Source organism: Azospirillum griseum, assembly GCF_003966125.1.
GTDB classification, from domain to species: Bacteria; Pseudomonadota; Alphaproteobacteria; order Azospirillales; family Azospirillaceae; genus Azospirillum; species Azospirillum griseum.
On sequence record NZ_RXMA01000001.1, the window covers coordinates 483,494 to 500,883 of the forward strand.

Genomic DNA, 17,390 nt, shown 5'->3' on the forward strand with positions numbered 1-17,390 from the left:
TATAATTTCGCGCGCAAGAAGTGGCTCATTTCATATAACTCCATCTTGTCGGAAATGGCGCGCTGATGGATCAAATTTTACGCACGCCTCTCCAGAGAGGCAATCAAAGCCATCATAGAATGCATAGTATTTTTATCTGTTTATATTTCTTATCTGTGTTTATCTGCGTTCATCTGTGGACAAAAAACCCCTCCCTCATTCACCAAGATTCACGATCTCCACCCGCCGGTTCGCCGCCGCCATCGGTTGGTCGGGCAGCAGAAGCTCCCGCATCCCGCGCCCGGTCGCTTCCAGGCGGTTCGCGGCGATGCGGTGATGGCCGGTGAGGTAGGCGACGACCGCCAGCGCCCGGCGTTCGGACAAAGCGAGGTTGGCCGCGTCGCCGCCCACCGCGTCGGTGTGGCCGATCACGCGGAAACGGATGGTCCCGGCGGCGGGCGCGCTCATCACCGCCGCCACCCGGTCCAGGATCGCCCGCGATTCGGGGCGGAGCGTGGTTGAGTTGAAATCGAACTCCACCCGGAAGGCCGCCTTCAACTCCGGCTTGGCCATCTCGGTGACAGGCGGTGGAGCGGGGGAAAGCACCGGTCGGGTAGACGCCGTGGGGGTAGACGCCGTGGGGGTAGACAGGGGCACCGCCACGGCGGGCGGCGGGGCGGGGGGGCGTTGCAGGTGTATGGCCGGGCAGCCGGGGCCGACCACCCCCAACAGCGCGGCCTGTATCTCGCACTCACTGGGGTTCGGCCCCAACGGCACCGCCGCCGCTTGCGCCGCAGCCGGACTCACCGGTGCCACCACCCCAGCCAACAGAAACCCGATCCGGGCGATGACGAACATTCTGCGCATGTCGGCATTGTCGGACCTGACGACACGCGCGTCAAATTCCGCGTGGAAGACTTGTGCGCGCGTCTGTACCATCCCGGTCCGTATCGTTCGTGCCAGGCGCTTGGGAGGAAACAAGAATGACATCGCTGAAGTCTCTGCTCACCGGCCTCGCGTTGGCCGCGTTGACGCTTCCGGCCCTGCTGCCGGGTGCGGCGGCCGCCGCCGATTACAAGGCGGAGTACAAGCTCTCCACCGTTCTGGGCAAGCCCTTCCCGTGGGGTGTGGGCGGCGACCGCTGGGCCGAACTCATCAAGGAGAAGACCAACGGGCGGATCGTCGTCAAGATGTACCCCGGCACATCGCTGGTGAACGGCGACCAGACCAAGGAATTCACCGCACTGCGCCAGGGGACCATCGATCTGGCCGTCGGCTCGACCATCAACTGGTCGCCGCAGGTCAAGGAGCTGAACCTCTTCTCCCTGCCCTTCCTGATGCCCGACCACAAGGCGATCGACGCGCTGACCCAGGGGGCCGTCGGCAAGCAATTGTTCGACCTGCTGGCGACCAAGGATGTGGTCCCGGTGGCGTGGGGCGAGAACGGCTTCCGCGAGATTTCCAACTCCAAGCGCTCGATCAAGGCCCCGGAGGATCTGAAGGGGCTGAAGATCCGCGTCGTCGGCTCGCCGCTCTACCTCGACACCTTCACCGCGCTGGGGGCCAACCCGACGCAGATGAGCTGGGCCGATGCGCAGCCCGCCCTGTCCACCGGTGCGGTGGACGGGCAGGAAAACCCGCTGACCATCTTCACCGCCGCCAAGCTGCCGACGCTGGGGCAAAAGCACCTGACCCTGTGGGGCTACGTCGCCGATCCGTTGATCTTCGTGGTCAACAAGGAGGTGTGGGCGAGCTGGTCGAAGGAGGATCAGGAGGCCGTGCGCGCCGCCGGCCTTCAAGCGGCGGCGGAGGAAATCGCCCTGTCGCGCAAGGGCATCGCGGCGGGCGACGACAGCCTGTTGAAGGAGATCGCCGCCCAGGGCGTGGACGTCGTCCAACTGACCCCGGACCAGCAGAAGGCGTTCCAGAAGGCCACCCAGGCCGTCTATGACAAATGGGCCAAGCAGATCGGCCCCGATCTGGTCAAGGCGGCGGAAACCGCCATCGCCGCGCGCAAGTGACCGGCCCCGGCGTCCGTCCCGGTGGGACGGACACCGCCCCTTTGACGGTCAACGCGATTGATTTCTTACAATTCGTCACAATACCCTGACATTCGACAGAATCGTTAACGGGGCGACGCAAGCATACAAACGGCGAATACGCCCCTGATCTGCCAAAAAAGACGCCATGATCTTCACGGGACGGCATCCCAACCCCCGCGAACGGTGCGTTTCTTTGATGGCAAGGGTGGACGAGCCGCCGCAACGGCGCTACCGTCTTGTCTTTGCGACCGGCGCGGGGCCGCTCGCTGCGCAACGCCATGGGATTGCGGAGCCACAGGGGATGACCGACACCACGCTCAGGACGGACGCCCGATGACGCCCTCCGCAGCGGCGGGCGGCGGGGCCGACGATTTCGTCGTGCTGCTGTCGGTTCTGTGCATCGGCGCAACGCTTCTGTTTCTGGCCATTCGCTTCGCGCTCATCCTGGCGCGGGCGCGCGAAATCGAACGGGTCGCCGCCAAGCTGAAGGTGGAGCGCGACGCGCTGGAGGTGCGCGCCAACGAGTTGGAGACCATGCAGGCGGAGGTGGAAGCCCAACGCGCCGTTCTGGCCGAGTTGGAGGCCGAAAGGCTGGTGTTGGGCCGCCGGGGGCGCAAGCGCACCGCCGGGTCGCGCCGCTTCATCCACGAAATCGGGCGGCCCGAGGTGGGGCGGCTGCTGTTCCGCTTCACCCTGTCGATGCTTCCCGGCGCGATGCAGCGCCCGGACGCCAAGGCGGTGGTCCACCCCGCCATCTGGCCCTTCCGCAACGAGGCTCAGGTCTGGTCCACCGATTACCCCGCCGCGCAAATGCTGACCCGCAGCATCTTCAACGAGACCGTCGGCGTCACCTTCGTCTCGTCCGACGCCGAGAAGGCCGCGCCGGACAGCGCCGCCGCCCCACCGCCCACCGCCCCCGCACCGGGAGCGGCCGCGTCATGAACATGCTTTGGCTTCTCGCATCCCTGTTGACGTTGGGCTTCGGATCGCTGGGCGAACGCCAGCTCCGCACCCGCGCCGACCGCCAGAACGCCAAGCTGCGGGCGCTGTCGGAACGGCTGGACGTTTACGACAACTACAACAAGCTGGCCGCCGTCCGCCGCGCGGAAATCGAGGAAACCCTGACCGCCTTGGGCCACGACATCGCCAACGCGCAGGCCGACGTGAACGACCTGCAAAACGCGCTGGTGGCGGCGGAAAGCCAAGCCCCGATGGAGTTCCATTGCTTCGACCGCGTCGCCCGCGCCGACGGCCAGCTCTGGTACGTCGCGGTGGAGGCGCTGGACGACAAGGCCCCCTGGACCGGCGTGAAGCATTACGCCCTGGTCGCCGAGACGGCCGACGAGGCCCGCCGCCGCATCCAGGAACGCCACCCCTCCCCCAGCGGCTTCGCCATCGGCCAACCCGTGCCCTTGCCGCTGGCGGGGTGAGGGGGCTGCTCGCGATCAACGGAACCGTGACGAACGCAAACACGCCAGCAATCCTCCAAACAGGAAAGATGGCCCGGACATGCAAAGGCCCTGAAGCGCGGGGCGCTTCAGGGCCTTTGAAACTGGTGCCGCAACAGGGATTTGAACCCCGGACCTACTGATTACGAATCAGTTGCTCTACCCCTGAGCTACTGCGGCGTCGTTGTGGCGGGGAACATAGCGACGTGATTGGGATGATGCAAGCGAACATTTTCAAAAAAATCATCAGCCGTCCAACCGCCCGCCAACCCGGTTTCAGCTCCCGTTTCAACCATGCTCGTGGATCACGTCCAGGAAGGCGGCGGCGTAGCGGTCGAGTTTGCGGCTGCCCACGCCGGGCAGGCGGGCGAAGGCGTCGGGGGTCAGGGGGCGTTGGTGGACCATCTCCAGCAGCGTGCTGTCGTGGAAGATGACGTAGGGCGGCACACCCTGTTCCTTGGCCAGTTCGGTGCGGCAATCGCGCAGGGCGTGCCACAGCGCGTCATCGGCCGCCGACAGGGTTGCCCGTCCACCGCCAGACGAACCGCCTCCGGTCGAGAAGGACGAGCCGCCCCGCCCGCTCTGGCGGCGCAGGGCGTCGTGGACGTTGCGGCGGCGTTCCTGCACCGGATCCTTGCGCAGACGGACGGTGCGTTGGCCCTTGATCACCGCCACCCCGGCATCGGTCAGGCGGAAGCCGCCATAGCCCTCCAGATCGACGGTGAGGAAACCGTTCGCGACCAACTGCCGATACACCGACTGCCATTCGGCCTTGGCCAGTTCCTTGCCGACGCCGTAGGTCTTCAGGGCGTCGTGCGCCTGCTGCACCACCTTTTCCGTCGGGTTGCCCAGCAGCACGTCGATCAGATGCCCGGCCCCATAGCGCTGGCCGGTGCGGTAGACCGCCGACAGCGCCTTTTGCGCGGCGATGGTCCCGTCCCAGGTCGCCACCGGCTCCAGGCAGGTGTCGCAGTTGCCGCAGGGCTTGGCGAGCGTCTCGTTGAAATAGTTCAGCAGGACCTGACGGCGGCACCCGCTGCTTTCGCAATAGCCCAGCATGGCTTCCAGCTTGCCACGCTCCACCCGGCGGTGGCTGTCGCCCGCCTCCGATTGCTCCAGCATTTGGCGCAGCATCACCACGTCGGCCATGCCATAGGCCATCCAGGCGTTGGCGGGCAGGCCGTCGCGCCCGGCGCGGCCGGTTTCCTGATAATAGGCTTCCAGGCTTTTGGGCAGGTCGAGGTGACAGACGAAGCGGACGTTCGGCTTGTCAATGCCCATGCCAAAGGCGACGGTCGCCACCATGACCAGCCCCTCGCCCTTGATGAAGCGGTCCTGGTTGGCCTCGCGCACCTCGGCGGGCAGACCGGCGTGGTAGGGCAGCGCCTCCCGCCCCTGGGCGTTCAGCCAGGCGGCGGTTTCCTCCACCTTGTTGCGCGACAGGCAATAGACGATGCCCGCGTCCTCGCCGTGATTCTCGTTGAGAAAGGCCAGCATCTGCTGGCGCTCGCTCTTCTTCGGAACCACGCGGTAGGTGATGTTGGGCCGGTCGAAGCTGGACAGGAAGACGCGCGCCTCCGTCAGCCCCAGCTTTTCCTTGATCTCGTTGCGGGTCTGGACGTCGGCGGTGGCGGTCAGCGCGATGCGCGGCACGTCCGGGTGCCGTTCGTGCAGGATCGACAGTTGCAGATATTCCGGGCGGAAATCATGCCCCCACTGCGACACGCAATGCGCCTCGTCCAGCGCGAACAGCGCCAGTTTGGTGCGGTCGAGCAGGTCCAGAAAGCGCGGCGTCACCAGCCGTTCGGGCGCGATGTAGACCAGATCGAGGTCGCCGCGCACCATGTCGCGCTCCACCTCCCGCGCCTCCGCCGCGCCAAGGGAGGAGTTGAGGAAGGCGGCGCGCACGCCCAATTCGCGCAGGGCCGTGACCTGATCGCGCATCAGGGCGATCAGCGGCGACACCACCACGGTCACGCCGTCGCGCACCAGCGCCGGGATTTGGTAGCACAGCGATTTGCCGCCGCCGGTGGGCATCAGCACCAGCGCGTCGCCGCCGCGCACCACATGGTCGATGATGTCGGCCTGCTGGCCCCGGAAGGCGGCGTAGCCGAAGACGGTGCGCAGCGCGGACAAGGCCGCGTCAAGCCCGGAGCCGTCCGGGCCGGGGGCCGGGCTGGTCGCGCGGCTGGGAAAGGAAAACAACGAATCCACGCCGATGCGGTTCAATCAGGGGCAGGCCGCCGGGCGGCCATCGGGTCAACCCCCATCATGTCGCACAGATTGCCCCCACGGCAAAGCCGCAATCGCGACTCGGAAAACCCGGTCGGCCCGCATGGCCGGAACAGATCCACACATGCGTGTGACATCCTGGATTGTTTTCGCGCGATCCGGGTAAACTGAAAACGGCGGATGGATGGTCCATCCGCCGTTTCAGAAGGAGGAAAAAAGGCATGAAGAAGATGCCCTTCTCCCTGGTGCTCCAGTGGCGGCGCTGGCGGATCGAAATCCGCCTGATCCACCGCTAAGCAGTCAGGAGCGGGCCGGTGGGTGCGCCAACACCCATCGGCCACCTCCCAAGACTATAGCGCCGCTCTCTCCCTTTTTCAACGCAAGGTCTACAACAGGTCCCGCAGCATGGCGACCAGCGGCACGTCGGCGGGGGGCATCGGGTAGTCGCCCATGCGGTTCGGGCGCACCCAGGCCAGCCGCTGCCCCTCCCGCGCCACGACATCGCCCTCCCACACCCGGCAGACATAGAGCGGCATCAGCAGATGAAAGCTCTCGTAGCTGTGCGAGGCGAAGGTGAAGGGGGCAAGGCAGCTGGCCGCCGTGTCGATCCCCAGCTCCTCCTTCAGCTCGCGCACCAGCGCGGCTTCCGGGGTTTCGCCCGCGTCCACCTTGCCGCCGGGAAACTCCCACAGACCGGCCAGCGATTTGCCGGGCGGCCGTTGGGCCAGCAGCACGCGGCCATCGGCATCCACCAGGGCCACCGCGACAACCAGCAAGGTCGGCAGGCTGCCGCGCGGCGGGGTGGAGGTGGGATCAAAACAGGCGGTCATCGCGCGACTCCGATGACGGTCAGCTCCGGTAGCTGCCGTTGATGTCGATGTAGCCGTGGGTCAGGTCGCAGGTCCACACCTTGGCGGTTCCACGGCCCAGGCCGAGGTCGATGTGCACGTCGATCTCCTTGCCCTTCATGTGGGTGGCGACCGGGGTTTCGTCGTAACCGGGGACCTCCATCCCTTCGGCGCAGATCAGGGTCCCGCCGACGGTGATCTTGATGAGGTCGCGGTCGGCGCGCTCGCCCGCCCGCCCGATGGCGGCGACGATGCGGCCCCAATTGGCGTCTTCACCGGCGATGGCGGTCTTGACCAGCGGGGAGTTCGCCACGGTCAGGGCGATGCGCTTGGCCGCCGCGTTGCTGTCGGCCCCGTCCACGGTGATGGCGACGAACTTGGTCGCCCCTTCGCCGTCGCGGACGATTTGCAGGGCCAGATCGAGCAGCAGATCCTCCAGCGCGGCGCGGAACGCGGCCAGCTCCGGGGCCTGGGCGCTGGCGACCGGGGCGTTGCCCGCCTTGCCGGTGGCGAACAGCAGCAGCGTGTCGCTGGTAGAGGTGTCGCCGTCCACGGTGATGGCGTTGAAGGTGCGTTCGGTGAATTCCGACAGCATGTCCTGCAAAGCGGTGGCGGCGATGGCGGCGTCGGTGAAGACGAAGCCCAGCATCGTCGCCATGTCCGGGGCGATCATGCCCGACCCCTTGGCGAAACCGGCGATCGTCACCGGCGTGCCGCCGATGGTGACGGTGCGCACCGATCCCTTGGGAAAGGTGTCGGTGGTCATGATGGCGCGGGCGGCCTTTTCCCACGCCGCCGAATCCGCCGCCAGCGTCGGGACCATGCCGGGCAGGCATTTGCCGATGGCGTCGGCGGCGAGCGGGATGCCGATCACGCCGGTGGAGGCGACATAGACCTCGTCGGTGGCGCAGCCCGCGATGGCGGCGGCGGCCTCGACCGTGGCCTGCACGGTGGCGTCGCCCGCCTTGCCGGTGAAGGCGTTGGCGTTGCCCGCGTTGCAGACAACCGCGCGGGCCGATCCCTTGGGCAGGCTGTCGCGGCACCAGATGACCGGGGCGGAGCAGGTCAGCGAACGGGTCAGCACCCCGGCGACGGCGGTGCCGGGATCCAGCACGGCCAGCAACAGATCATCGCGGCCCTTGTATCGGATGCCGCTGTTCGCCGTGGCGAGGCGCACGCCCGCGATGGGGGGCAGCGTCGGAAAGCTGGCGGGAGCCAAGGGGGAAAGCGTCGTGGCCATGGGGCAAATCCCGTGCGGGGGTGGGTGTCTGGGCAGAGGCGAACTGGGGCAGGCAAAAACGGAGAGGCGCAAAACGGTCCGTCACAGAAGCGGGGAGGTGGGCGCGCCGCCCCCTCCCCACCCCTTCCCCGCCGGAGCGGGAGAAGGGGGTGCGGATCCGATCCGGAACCTTATTGCTTCTTCGGCTCGTCCGCCTTCGGGGCGGCGGCCGGCTCTTCCTTGGGCATCGGCGAACCGTCGAGCTGGAAGGTCTCGATCTTGGCACCGGCGCGCAGCTCGTCGACCAGGGCGGTCACGATGTCCTTGGACAGGGTCTGTTCCAGCTGCGGCTTGACCTCGTCCAGGGTCGGGGCGGGCTGGGTGCGCTTGTCCTCGACCTTGATGATGTGGAAGCCGAACTGGGTCTTGACCGGCTCCTTGCTGATCTCGCCCTTGGCCATGGCGAAGGCGGCGTTGGCGAAGGGTTCGACCATCGCGTCCTTGGTGAAGTAGCCCAGATCGCCGCCCTGCTGGGCCGCGACGGTGTCCTTGGACTTCTCCTTGGCCAGCTTGGCGAAATCGCCACCCTTGACCAGCTCGGCGATGATCGCCTTCGCGTCCTCTTCCTTCTCCACCAGGATGTGGGAGGCCTTGACCTCGTCCTGCGGCGGGTTCTGCTTCAGATAGGCCTGATAGGCCTCGTCCAGCGCCTTTTGCGTGATGCGGGCCTTGACCTCCTTCTGGACGAAGGCGCGTTGGACCGCGCGCTCCTCGGCGCGCTTGACCTCGTCCTTGACCTCGGCGGTCTCGGCCAGCTTGGCTTTGTAGCCCGCCACCGCCACCAGCTTGCCGCTGACAAGCTGATCGATGACCGCCGTGTAGATCATCTCGATCGGCATCTGCTGCACCTGGGCCGGGAGCTGGGCAACCATCCGGGTGACGTCGGAGCGGTGCAGTTCCTCACCGTTGACGCGCGCCACGACCGGGTCGGCGGCGGCGGGGGTCGGGGCAGCGGTCTGCGCGTGCGCGGCCAGCGCGATGCCGCAGGCGGCCATCGACAGAAGAGCGGTGCGGAACACTCGATTCACCATGGCGACTGATTTCCTTCCGGCGGATGTGTGGCAAAGCGTTGGGGCGTGACGCCAGGGCCATCCGCCGCCCCCGCGCCCGATTTCGTGTGGATTAAGCATGGCTTGCGCGCGTCGGGCAAGGCCCCCATCAATCCGTCACACAACTGGGCCGCCGCCCCCGGCAATACCAGCCCCGGGGCGGCTTTCCGCGCGCATTTTGCGCAGCGCGGGCGGACCGGTCTCGTTGACAGCGCCCCGCCATAGTCCTATGTGAGACCGGTCGATAGGCTGGCCCACATTCCGTTTTACTCCCGAGGTTTTCATGTTCGGCGCTCTCGCCCGCAAGATTTTCGGCACCGCCAACACGCGCGTGGTCAAGACGCTGCAAAAAACCGTTCAGCAGATCAACGGTTTGGAGCCGTCGGTCGCCGCCCTGTCGGACGAGGCGCTGAAGGCGCGCACCGACTGGCTGCGCGAACGTCTGGCCAAGGGCGAGTCGCTGGACGACATCCTGCCCGACGCCTTCGCCACCGTGCGCGAAGCGGCCAAGCGCGTTCTGGGCCAGCGCCATTTCGACGTGCAGCTTCTGGGCGGCATGGTGCTGCATCAGGGCAAGATTTCGGAAATGCGCACCGGCGAAGGCAAGACGCTGGTCGCCACCCTGGCCGTCTATCTGAACGCGCTGGAGGGCAAGGGCGTCCACGTCGTCACCGTGAACGATTATCTGGCCCGCCGCGACAGCGGGTGGATGAGCCGGGTCTATGGCTTCCTCGGCCTGACCACCGGCTGCATCGTGCCCGGCCTGGATGATGACGAGCGCCGCGCGGCCTACGCCGCCGACATCACCTATGGCACCAACAACGAATTCGGCTTCGATTACCTGCGCGACAACATGAAGTTCCGGCTGGAGGAAATGGTCCAGCGGTCCTTCAACTTCGCCATCGTGGACGAGGTCGACTCGATCCTGATCGACGAGGCGCGAACCCCGCTCATCATCTCCGGCCCCTCCACCGACGCGGGCGAGATGTACCAGCAGGTTGACCGCCTGATCCCCATGCTGCGCCCGGAGGATTTCGAGAAGGACGAGAAGCACCGCTCCGTCAGCTTCTCCGAAGCCGGGCAGGAGCATATGGAAGCGCTGCTGGCCGAGGCCGGTTTGCTGAAGTCCGGCGGGCTGTACGACATCCAGAACGTCGCCCTGGTCCACCACGCCCAACAGGCGCTGCGCGCCCACACCCTGTTCCAGCGCGACAAGGATTACATCGTCAAGGATGACAAGGTCATCATCATCGACGAGTTCACTGGGCGCATGATGGACGGCCGCCGTTTCTCCGAAGGGCTGCATCAGGCGTTGGAAGCCAAGGAGCGGGTGACGATCCAGCGCGAGAACCAGACGCTGGCCTCCATCACCTTCCAGAATTACTTCCGCATCTATCCCAAGCTGGCGGGCATGACCGGCACCGCGATGACCGAGGCCGCCGAGTTCGGCGAGATCTATGGCCTGGAGGTGGTGGACATCCCGACCAACGTGCCGGTCAAGCGCATCGACCACGACGACGAGGTCTATCGCACCGGGGCGGAAAAATACCACGCGATGATCGATCTGATCGAGGAGGCGCGCAAGCGCGGCCAGCCGGTTCTGGTCGGCACCACCTCCATCGAAAAGTCGGAATTGCTGGCCGATCTGCTGACCAAGCGCGGCATCCCGCACAATGTGCTGAACGCCCGCCACCACGAGCAGGAGGCCTACATCGTCGCCCAGGCCGGCCGGCCGGGCGCGGTGACGGTCGCCACCAACATGGCCGGTCGCGGCACCGACATCCAGCTGGGCGGCAACCTGCACATGCGGATCGAGGTCGAGCTGGCCAACCTGCCGGAGGGGCCGGAGCGCGACGCCCGCATCAAGCAGATCGAAGCGGAGATCGAACAGTCCCGCGAGCAGGTGAAGGCGGCGGGCGGCCTGTACGTCATCGGCACCGAACGCCACGAAAGCCGCCGCATCGACAACCAGCTCCGTGGCCGCTCGGGCCGTCAGGGCGACCCCGGCACGTCGAAATTCTTCCTGTCGCTGGAAGACGACCTGATGCGCATCTTCGGGTCGGAGCGGATGGACAGCATGTTGCAGCGCCTGGGCCTGAAGGACGGCGAGGCGATCATCCATCCCTGGATCAACAAGGCGTTGGAAAAGGCCCAGCAGAAGGTCGAAGCCCACCATTTCGAGGTGCGCAAGAACCTGCTGAAGTTCGACAACGTCATGAACGACCAGCGCAAGGTCGTCTATGAACAGCGCCGCGAGGTGATGGACAGCGAGGACATCGCGGAGGAAATCCGCGAGATGCGCCATCAGGTCATCGCCAATCTGGTCGCCACCGCGATCCCGGCCAACAGCTATTCCGAACAGTGGGACATCACCGCGCTGCACGAATCGGTGAACCGCCTGCTGGCCATGGACCTGCCGGTGCAGGATTGGGCCAAGGAAGAGGGCATCGCCGAACCGGAGATCGAGGAGCGCATCCGCAACGCCGCCGACGCCAAATACGCTGCCAAGGAAGAGGCGTATGGCGCGGAGACGATGCGCCATGTGGAAAAGAGCCTGCTGCTCCAGATCCTGGACCAGGAATGGAAGGATCACCTCCTTCAGCTCGATCATCTCCGCCAGGGCATTTCCCTGCGCGCCTACGCGCAGAAGGATCCGCTGAACGAGTACAAGCGCGAGGCGTTCGAGCTGTTCGACACCATGCTGATGACCCTGCGCGAGCAGGTCACGTCGGTGCTGATGCACGTCGAAATCCGCATCGCCCCCTCGGACGAGGAGCTGTTCGCCCAGCGGATGCGCGAGTTGCAGGGCCTTCAGGAAGGCCGCGACGATCCGGCGCTCGCCATGGGCGAGGGCAACGAGTCCGCCGGTGGGCTGAACCCGGAAGACCAACCCCTGCCGCCGGAGGTGATGGCCAGCACCTCGCGCAACGCCAACTGCCCCTGCGGCTCGGGCAAGAAGTTCAAGCACTGCCACGGGCGTTTGGCGTAACCGCGCCCAACTCGCACGACCAAAAAGGGGCGGGCCGTTGGCCCGCCCCTTTTTTCTTGCGGTTCTGCGGCGCGCGGTCGCACCAAGGGGGGCGCGGTCGGATGTTCATCCTTTGGGAACCCGATCGGATGTACACTGACCATCGGTTCCCAAGGCGGTGCCAGCCCCGATCCGGCGCGCACCCGCACCGCCGGTTCGCGGGGGTCCGATCATGGTCGCGCACGCACAGCCCCACCCGCTTTCCCGCCGCCCCGCCGCCCCCAGCCTCGCGGCGCGGCCCCCGGCCAAGCCACAACCGACCTCCGTCCACCACCCCCGGCAGGAGCCACACACCCGCCGTCTGGTGCTGACGCTGCTGGTGGTGCTGCTGACGCTGCTCGGGCTGGCCTATGGCGGCTCCATCGCCATCACGAAAATCCTGGAACAGCAGCGCGTCACCGCCGTGATGGGGCCGAAAGCCCGCTTGGCCCCCCTGCCCGCGATGGACATCGCCCTGGGCGGCGCCCGCGCCATCGACGTGCAAGTGTCCCTGGTGCTGGCCCCCAAGGTGAAGGCCGACGCCGTCCTGCGCTATCAGGACCGCATCGCCGACCGCCTGTTCGAACGGATCGGCGCGATGGAGCCGGAGCGGTTGACCGCCCCCGGATCGGGCCAGCGGCTGAAGGACGCCGTCAAGGAGGCGGTCCAGCGCGAGGCCGGGGCCGGGCTGATCCGCGACGTCTACATAGAACGCATGGTCGTCCGGTGAGGAACGCAGGGCTTGGCCGACGAAAGATCTTGGATTGTGCGGCGCAATAGACTATCAAGGCTCTCTTGATCGCTGGAGGCTCGCGCGTCTCTTGAGCGAGACGCGCTTTGATTTCGCAGGGCGTCCCTTCCAAACAACCGGAATGGGCGGATCATGCTTCGGATAGACGCCTCTCCCTCTCGACCTCCTCCCGGCGAAACCGCCGGCATCCTTCACGCCCACCATTGGGGTGCGCGTGACCGTGCCGTCATGCTTTGAGAAGGTTGATCGCTTTGTCTTTTGCCGAACTTGGTCTGCACCCGCTCGTCCTGAAGGCCCTTGAGGCGTTCGAATACACCACCGCCACCCCCGTCCAGGCCGCCGCCATTCCCCCGGCGTTGCAGGGCCGCGACATCCTCGCCACCGCCGAAACCGGCACCGGCAAGACCGCCGCCTTCATGCTGCCGTCGCTGACCCGCGTCGCCGAACTGCCGCGCCTGGGCGTTGCCGCCCCGCGCGTTCTGGTGCTGGCCCCGACGCGCGAACTGGCCAAGCAGGTCACGGACGCCGCCCGCAAATACGCCCGCTTCATGAAGCTGAACATCGTCGATGTGGTCGGCGGCATGCCCTACCGCGACCAGCTTCGTCTGCTGTCGCGCCCGGTCGACGTCATCGTCGCCACGCCGGGCCGCCTGATCGACCATGTGTCGCGCCGCCGCATCGATCTGGACGCGGTTGAGGTGCTGATCCTCGACGAGGCCGACCGCATGCTGGACATGGGCTTCCTGGACGATGTGGAAACCATCGCCAAGTGCTGCCCGCCGACCCGCCAGACCCTGCTGTTCACCGCCACGCTGGACCGCCGCATGGCCGGTCTGGCCAGCAACCTGCTGCGCAACCCGGAACGCGTCGCGGTGGAAACCGAAGCGACCTCGATCAACGTCGAGCAGCGCCTGCACCACGCCGACGACCTCGACCACAAGCGCAAGATGCTCCAGCATTTCGCGACCCAGCCCGAGGTCGGCAAGGCGATCATCTTCGCCGCGACCAAGCGCGACGCGGATTCGCTGGCCGAGGAACTGGCCGACGCCGGTCACGCCGCCGCTGCCCTGCACGGCGACATGGACCAGGGCAAGCGCAACCGCACGCTCCAGCGTCTGCGCACCGGCCAAATCCGTCTGCTGGTCGCCACCGACGTCGCCGCGCGCGGCATCGACGTGCGCGACATCACCCACGTCATCAATTTCGACCTGCCGCGTTCGGCGGAGGATTACGTCCACCGCATCGGCCGCACCGGCCGCGCCGGGGCCTCGGGCATCGCGATCTCCTTCGCGGGCCGCGCCGACCGTGAAACGCTGTTCCGCATCGAGCGTTACACCAACGCCACCCTGGCGGTGCACGTCATCCCCGGCCTGGAGCCGCAGCGCCCGTTCCACGCCGGTGGCGGTCGCCCCGCCGGTCGCAACAACAGCAGCCGCCACAACGGCCCGAAGCCGTGGCAGCGCAACCACGGCGACAAGCCTGCCGGTCATCAAGGCCCGCGCGGCCCGCGCGCCGACCACGCCCGGTCGGAGCATGGCCCCGCCCGTTCGGAGCGCCCGGACCATGGCCGCCGCGACTCCCACGGCGCTGGCAAGCCGCCCGCCCGCGCCAAGGCGTGGTAACGGGTTCGGCGTCGTCTGACGTCTGAAACACTCCGGTGTTTTGAGCAGAACGGGGCGGCTTCCCACAGCGGGGAGCCGCCCCGTTTCCGTTTCAGCTCCTCCGCTTTGGCATTTTGTTTTCGTATGGTGGCATTCACGCCGATTTTGCCAGCGGACGCGTCGACCTACCCTGACCGCTCCCCCCTCATCATCGGGAGCACCCCCGCCATGCTGCACCTCCGTCCCTCCTGCGAATGCTGCGATCGCGACCTGCCGCCGGACTCGCCGGACGCCGTGATCTGCTCCTTCGAATGCACCTTCTGCACCGACTGCCGCGATCGGCTGCCCGGCCAGCGCTGCCCCAATTGCGGCGGGGAACTGCTCCGCCGCCCGATCCGCCCGGCGCACAAGCTTGCCGCCAACCCGCCCACCACCCAGCGGACGGTCAAGCCCGGCGGCTGCGCAGCGCTGTTCTGAGCCTGCGCGCCCCAAAACACCCGCGCCCCAAAACGCGCATGCCCCAACCCCGCGCGCTGCGGTGGCGAACAGGATGGTTTCTCCTGTAAGGTCGCCACCGTTCGGAGCGTTTTCACCGGGTGTGTGCGAGATGATGCGGCGTGCGTGTGTGTCCCTGGCCTTGGCCCTGACCGTCCTGATGCTCCCCGGTTGCCTGCCGCGCGACCGCATCCCCAACCCGGCCGACGTCCGCAGCGCGCCCGACACCGGGCCGGGGCTGGAACCCATGTTCGGTCAGTGGGAGGCCGACAAGCCCACCCAACTGCGCGCCCAGCCCAACGCCAGCGCCGCCGTGATCGCCAGCCTTGGGGCCGGTCAGGCGGTGACGACGATGGGCCGCGTGCGCAACAGCGATTGGGTGGCGGTGAAGGCGGGTGGCGGCACCGGCTATGTCCGCCTGCATCTGCTGCGGCTGAAGGGCAGCGCCCCGGCCACCGCGCGCGGAACCACCACGACGCTGGCCAAGCCGGCCGACAACGCCGGGCCGACGGTGAAGGCCGCCCCGCGCAGCAAGATCGGCGCGGCCCCGATCCCGAACTGATCACCCGCACCGCGCCCAAGCCGATTTCCGGGCCGCACGGGTTGCTTTTGACGGGCAAAGCGCCTAGGTCAGACGCGCTTTGCCCTTTTTTGTTTTCTGTTGAGCACCAAGGAGAGGTCCGTCATGGGCTACACCGTTGCGGTCGTCGGCGCCACCGGCAATGTCGGTCGGGAAATCCTGAACACGCTGGCGGAGCGGACCTTCCCCGCCGACCGCGTCGTCGCGCTGGGCACCGACCGGGCCGTTGGGCATGAGGTGTCCTATGGCGACGACCGGGTGCTGCGGGTCGAGGACCTGGGCCGTTTCGATTTCTCCACCATCGACATCGCCTTTTTCGCGGTGGAACCCCGGCTGGTCGCCGCCCACGCCGCCCGCGCCGCGACGGCGGGGTGCGTGGTGATCGACACCGGCCCCAGCTTCCGCCTGGATCCCGAGGTGCCGCTGGTGGTCCCGGAGGTCAACCCGCAGGCCATCGCCGCCTACAAGCAGCGCTACACCATCGCCACCCCCAGCCCGACCGCCGTCCAACTGGCGCTGGCGCTGAAGCCGCTGCACGACCGTTTCACCGTGCGCCGCGCCGTGGTGTCCACTTATCAGGCCGTCTCCGGCGAGGGCAAGGAGGCGATGGACGAGCTGTTCACCCAGACCCGCGCCATCTTCGTCAACGATCCGGTCAGCAAAAGCGTGCTGCCCAAGCAGATCGCCTTCAACGTGATCCCGCAGATCGACGGTTTCCTGGACGATGGCGCGACCAACGCCGAATGGGCGCTGAACGCCGAAATCAAGAAACTGGTCGATCCCAAGATCAAGGTGGCCGCCACCTGCGTGCGCGTGCCGGTCTTCATCGGCGACGCCGCGTCGGTCCATGTCGAAACCGATCAGGAGATCGGGGCCGACGAGGCGCTGGAGGCCCTGCGCGGTGCCGCCGGCCTGTCCATCCTCGACAAGCGCGGGACCGCCGACGGCTACATCACCCCGGTGGAGGTGGCGGGCGAGAACCCGGTCTTCATCAGCCGCGTGCGTGACGATTCCACGGTGGAAAACGGCGTCGCCTTCTGGTCGGTCGCCGACAATCTGCGCAAGGGGGCAGCGCTGAACGCGGTGCAGATCGCCGAAATCCTGGCGCGCGATTATCTGGAGGAGTGAGGATCGGGGGTGGACGCTTCCGCCTGCCAGGGCGGCACGGCAAAGCGCTCCGCCAACCACTCCACAAACACCCGGCTTTTGGCGGCGGCGTGGCGGGTGGACGGGCGAACGACGCTGACGCCCTCCTCCCGACCGACGTTCCAATCCGGCAGCACCCGCAACAGCCGCCCATCGGCCAATTCCCGGCTGACCTGCCAGTTCGCGGCCATGACGATGCCCGCGCCGCCAAGGGCCGCTTTCAGCACCGCGTCGGCGTCGTCCGTCTCCATCCGGCCAACCAACCGAACCGCACGGCTCTGGCCATCGCGCTCCAGATGCCATGTCGGATGGGTGGCCAGACGGGTGAAGCACAGGCAGTCATGCGCCGTCAGGTCCTCCGGCGTGCGGGGATGGCCGCACCGGTCGAGATAGGTCGGGGCGGCGCACAGCAAGCGCCAGCTTGAGGCCAGACGGCGAACGATCAAGCGGCTGTCCTTCAGCGCCCCCAATCGGATCGCGGCGTCGTACCCCTCGGCCACCAGATCGGTGTAACGGTCGCTGTAATCGACCTGAAGGCGCAAAGCCGGGTAACGGGCCAGGAAGTCGGGCAGCATCCCCGCCACCCACATCCGCCCGAAGGTGGCCGGAACCGCCAACCGCAACAGCCCCGATGGCAAGGCCGCCATCGCCCGCGCCTCCTCCTCCGCTGTGCGCAACAATTCGGCCACCGTTTGCAGCCGTGCAAAGTAACGCAACCCCGCTTCGGTTGGCGTCACCCGGCGCGTGCTCCGCTCCAGCAAGCGAATGCCCAGCCGGGTTTCCAACGCTGTCACCCTCCGCGACACCACCGACGCGTCGCGCCCCAACCGCCGCCCGGCGAGGGCGAAGCTGCCGGTTTCGACAACCGCTTGGAACGCGGCGGCTTGGTCGGCGTTCGCGCTGCCCATTCCTGCACCTGATGCATCAATCCAC

General features: G+C 67.1%; 15 protein-coding genes and 1 tRNA gene. 9 read left to right on the forward strand and 7 right to left on the reverse strand.

The annotated features are described in order from the left end of the window. Positions 1 to 195: 195 nt before the first annotated feature. Positions 196 to 846, reverse strand: a complete 651-nt coding sequence (locus EJ903_RS02390; RefSeq protein ID WP_246015105.1) for an OmpA family protein — start codon at positions 844 to 846, stop codon at positions 196 to 198. A gap of 116 nt (positions 847 to 962) precedes the next feature. On the opposite strand from EJ903_RS02390, the gene EJ903_RS02395 reads away from it, so the two are divergent. The 3 genes from EJ903_RS02395 (at position 963) to EJ903_RS02405 (ending at position 3,451) form a co-directional block, all read left to right on the forward strand. Further along, the gene (locus tag EJ903_RS02395) at positions 963 to 2,000 is read left to right on the forward strand and encodes a DctP family TRAP transporter solute-binding subunit (RefSeq protein ID WP_126611698.1); all 1,038 of its coding nucleotides are present in this window, start codon (positions 963 to 965) and stop codon (positions 1,998 to 2,000) included. A gap of 354 nt (positions 2,001 to 2,354) precedes the next feature. After that, positions 2,355 to 2,963 (forward strand): hypothetical protein, encoded by a 609-nt coding sequence (locus EJ903_RS02400; protein WP_126611700.1) that lies wholly within the window; start codon positions 2,355 to 2,357, stop codon positions 2,961 to 2,963. Beyond that, positions 2,960 to 3,451, forward strand: coding sequence for a hypothetical protein (locus EJ903_RS02405; RefSeq protein ID WP_126611702.1), 492 nt, complete (start codon positions 2,960 to 2,962; stop codon positions 3,449 to 3,451). The genes EJ903_RS02400 and EJ903_RS02405 overlap by 4 nt, the downstream gene beginning before the upstream one ends. Positions 3,452 to 3,574: 123 nt before the next feature. On the opposite strand, the gene EJ903_RS02410 is transcribed toward EJ903_RS02405, so the two are convergent. The 5 genes from EJ903_RS02410 to EJ903_RS02430 all read right to left on the reverse strand — a co-directional run bounded on the left by EJ903_RS02410 (position 3,575) and on the right by EJ903_RS02430 (position 8,859). Further along, positions 3,575 to 3,649 (reverse strand) — tRNA-Thr (locus EJ903_RS02410). Between the two features lie 108 nt (positions 3,650 to 3,757). Beyond that, positions 3,758 to 5,683: a DNA helicase RecQ gene (gene recQ, locus EJ903_RS02415; RefSeq protein WP_126611704.1), complete on the reverse strand. Its 1,926-nt coding sequence runs from the start codon at positions 5,681 to 5,683 to the stop codon at positions 3,758 to 3,760. Positions 5,684 to 6,087: 404 nt separating this feature from the next. Beyond that, entirely contained in the window at positions 6,088 to 6,531 is a 444-nt protein-coding gene (locus tag EJ903_RS02420) for a (deoxy)nucleoside triphosphate pyrophosphohydrolase (protein ID WP_126611706.1), read from the reverse strand. 19 nt (positions 6,532 to 6,550) lie between these two features. Further along, the gene (gene argJ / locus EJ903_RS02425) at positions 6,551 to 7,789 is read right to left on the reverse strand and encodes a bifunctional glutamate N-acetyltransferase/amino-acid acetyltransferase ArgJ (protein WP_126611708.1); all 1,239 of its coding nucleotides are present in this window, start codon (positions 7,787 to 7,789) and stop codon (positions 6,551 to 6,553) included. 170 nt (positions 7,790 to 7,959) lie between these two features. Then, positions 7,960 to 8,859, reverse strand: a complete 900-nt coding sequence (locus EJ903_RS02430; protein WP_126611710.1) for a peptidylprolyl isomerase — start codon at positions 8,857 to 8,859, stop codon at positions 7,960 to 7,962. A gap of 301 nt (positions 8,860 to 9,160) precedes the next feature. Between EJ903_RS02430 and secA the strand changes: the two genes are divergently transcribed. From secA to EJ903_RS02460, 6 genes are all read left to right on the forward strand, one after another. Then, complete coding sequence (secA, locus tag EJ903_RS02435; protein ID WP_126611712.1) at positions 9,161 to 11,866, forward strand: preprotein translocase subunit SecA; 2,706 nt, start codon at positions 9,161 to 9,163, stop codon at positions 11,864 to 11,866. A gap of 211 nt (positions 11,867 to 12,077) precedes the next feature. After that, positions 12,078 to 12,614 (forward strand): flagellar basal body-associated FliL family protein, encoded by a 537-nt coding sequence (locus EJ903_RS02440; RefSeq protein ID WP_126611714.1) that lies wholly within the window; start codon positions 12,078 to 12,080, stop codon positions 12,612 to 12,614. Positions 12,615 to 12,886: 272 nt separating this feature from the next. Further along, a complete protein-coding gene (locus tag EJ903_RS02445; RefSeq protein WP_126611716.1) occupies positions 12,887 to 14,257 on the forward strand; it encodes a DEAD/DEAH box helicase in 1,371 nt (456 codons plus the stop codon). Between the two features lie 207 nt (positions 14,258 to 14,464). Continuing rightward, positions 14,465 to 14,713, forward strand: a complete 249-nt coding sequence (locus EJ903_RS02450; protein ID WP_126611718.1) for a DUF1272 domain-containing protein — start codon at positions 14,465 to 14,467, stop codon at positions 14,711 to 14,713. Positions 14,714 to 14,843: 130 nt separating this feature from the next. After that, positions 14,844 to 15,293: an SH3 domain-containing protein gene (locus EJ903_RS02455; protein WP_126611720.1), complete on the forward strand. Its 450-nt coding sequence runs from the start codon at positions 14,844 to 14,846 to the stop codon at positions 15,291 to 15,293. Between the two features lie 123 nt (positions 15,294 to 15,416). Continuing rightward, on the forward strand, positions 15,417 to 16,439 hold the full coding sequence (locus EJ903_RS02460; protein WP_126611722.1) for an aspartate-semialdehyde dehydrogenase: 1,023 nt from the start codon (positions 15,417 to 15,419) through the stop codon (positions 16,437 to 16,439). Here EJ903_RS02460 and EJ903_RS02465 read toward each other — a convergent pair. Next, positions 16,424 to 17,365 (reverse strand): LysR family transcriptional regulator, encoded by a 942-nt coding sequence (locus tag EJ903_RS02465; protein WP_126611724.1) that lies wholly within the window; start codon positions 17,363 to 17,365, stop codon positions 16,424 to 16,426. The two genes, EJ903_RS02460 and EJ903_RS02465, sit on opposite strands and share 16 nt — an antisense overlap. Positions 17,366 to 17,390 lie beyond the last annotated feature (25 nt).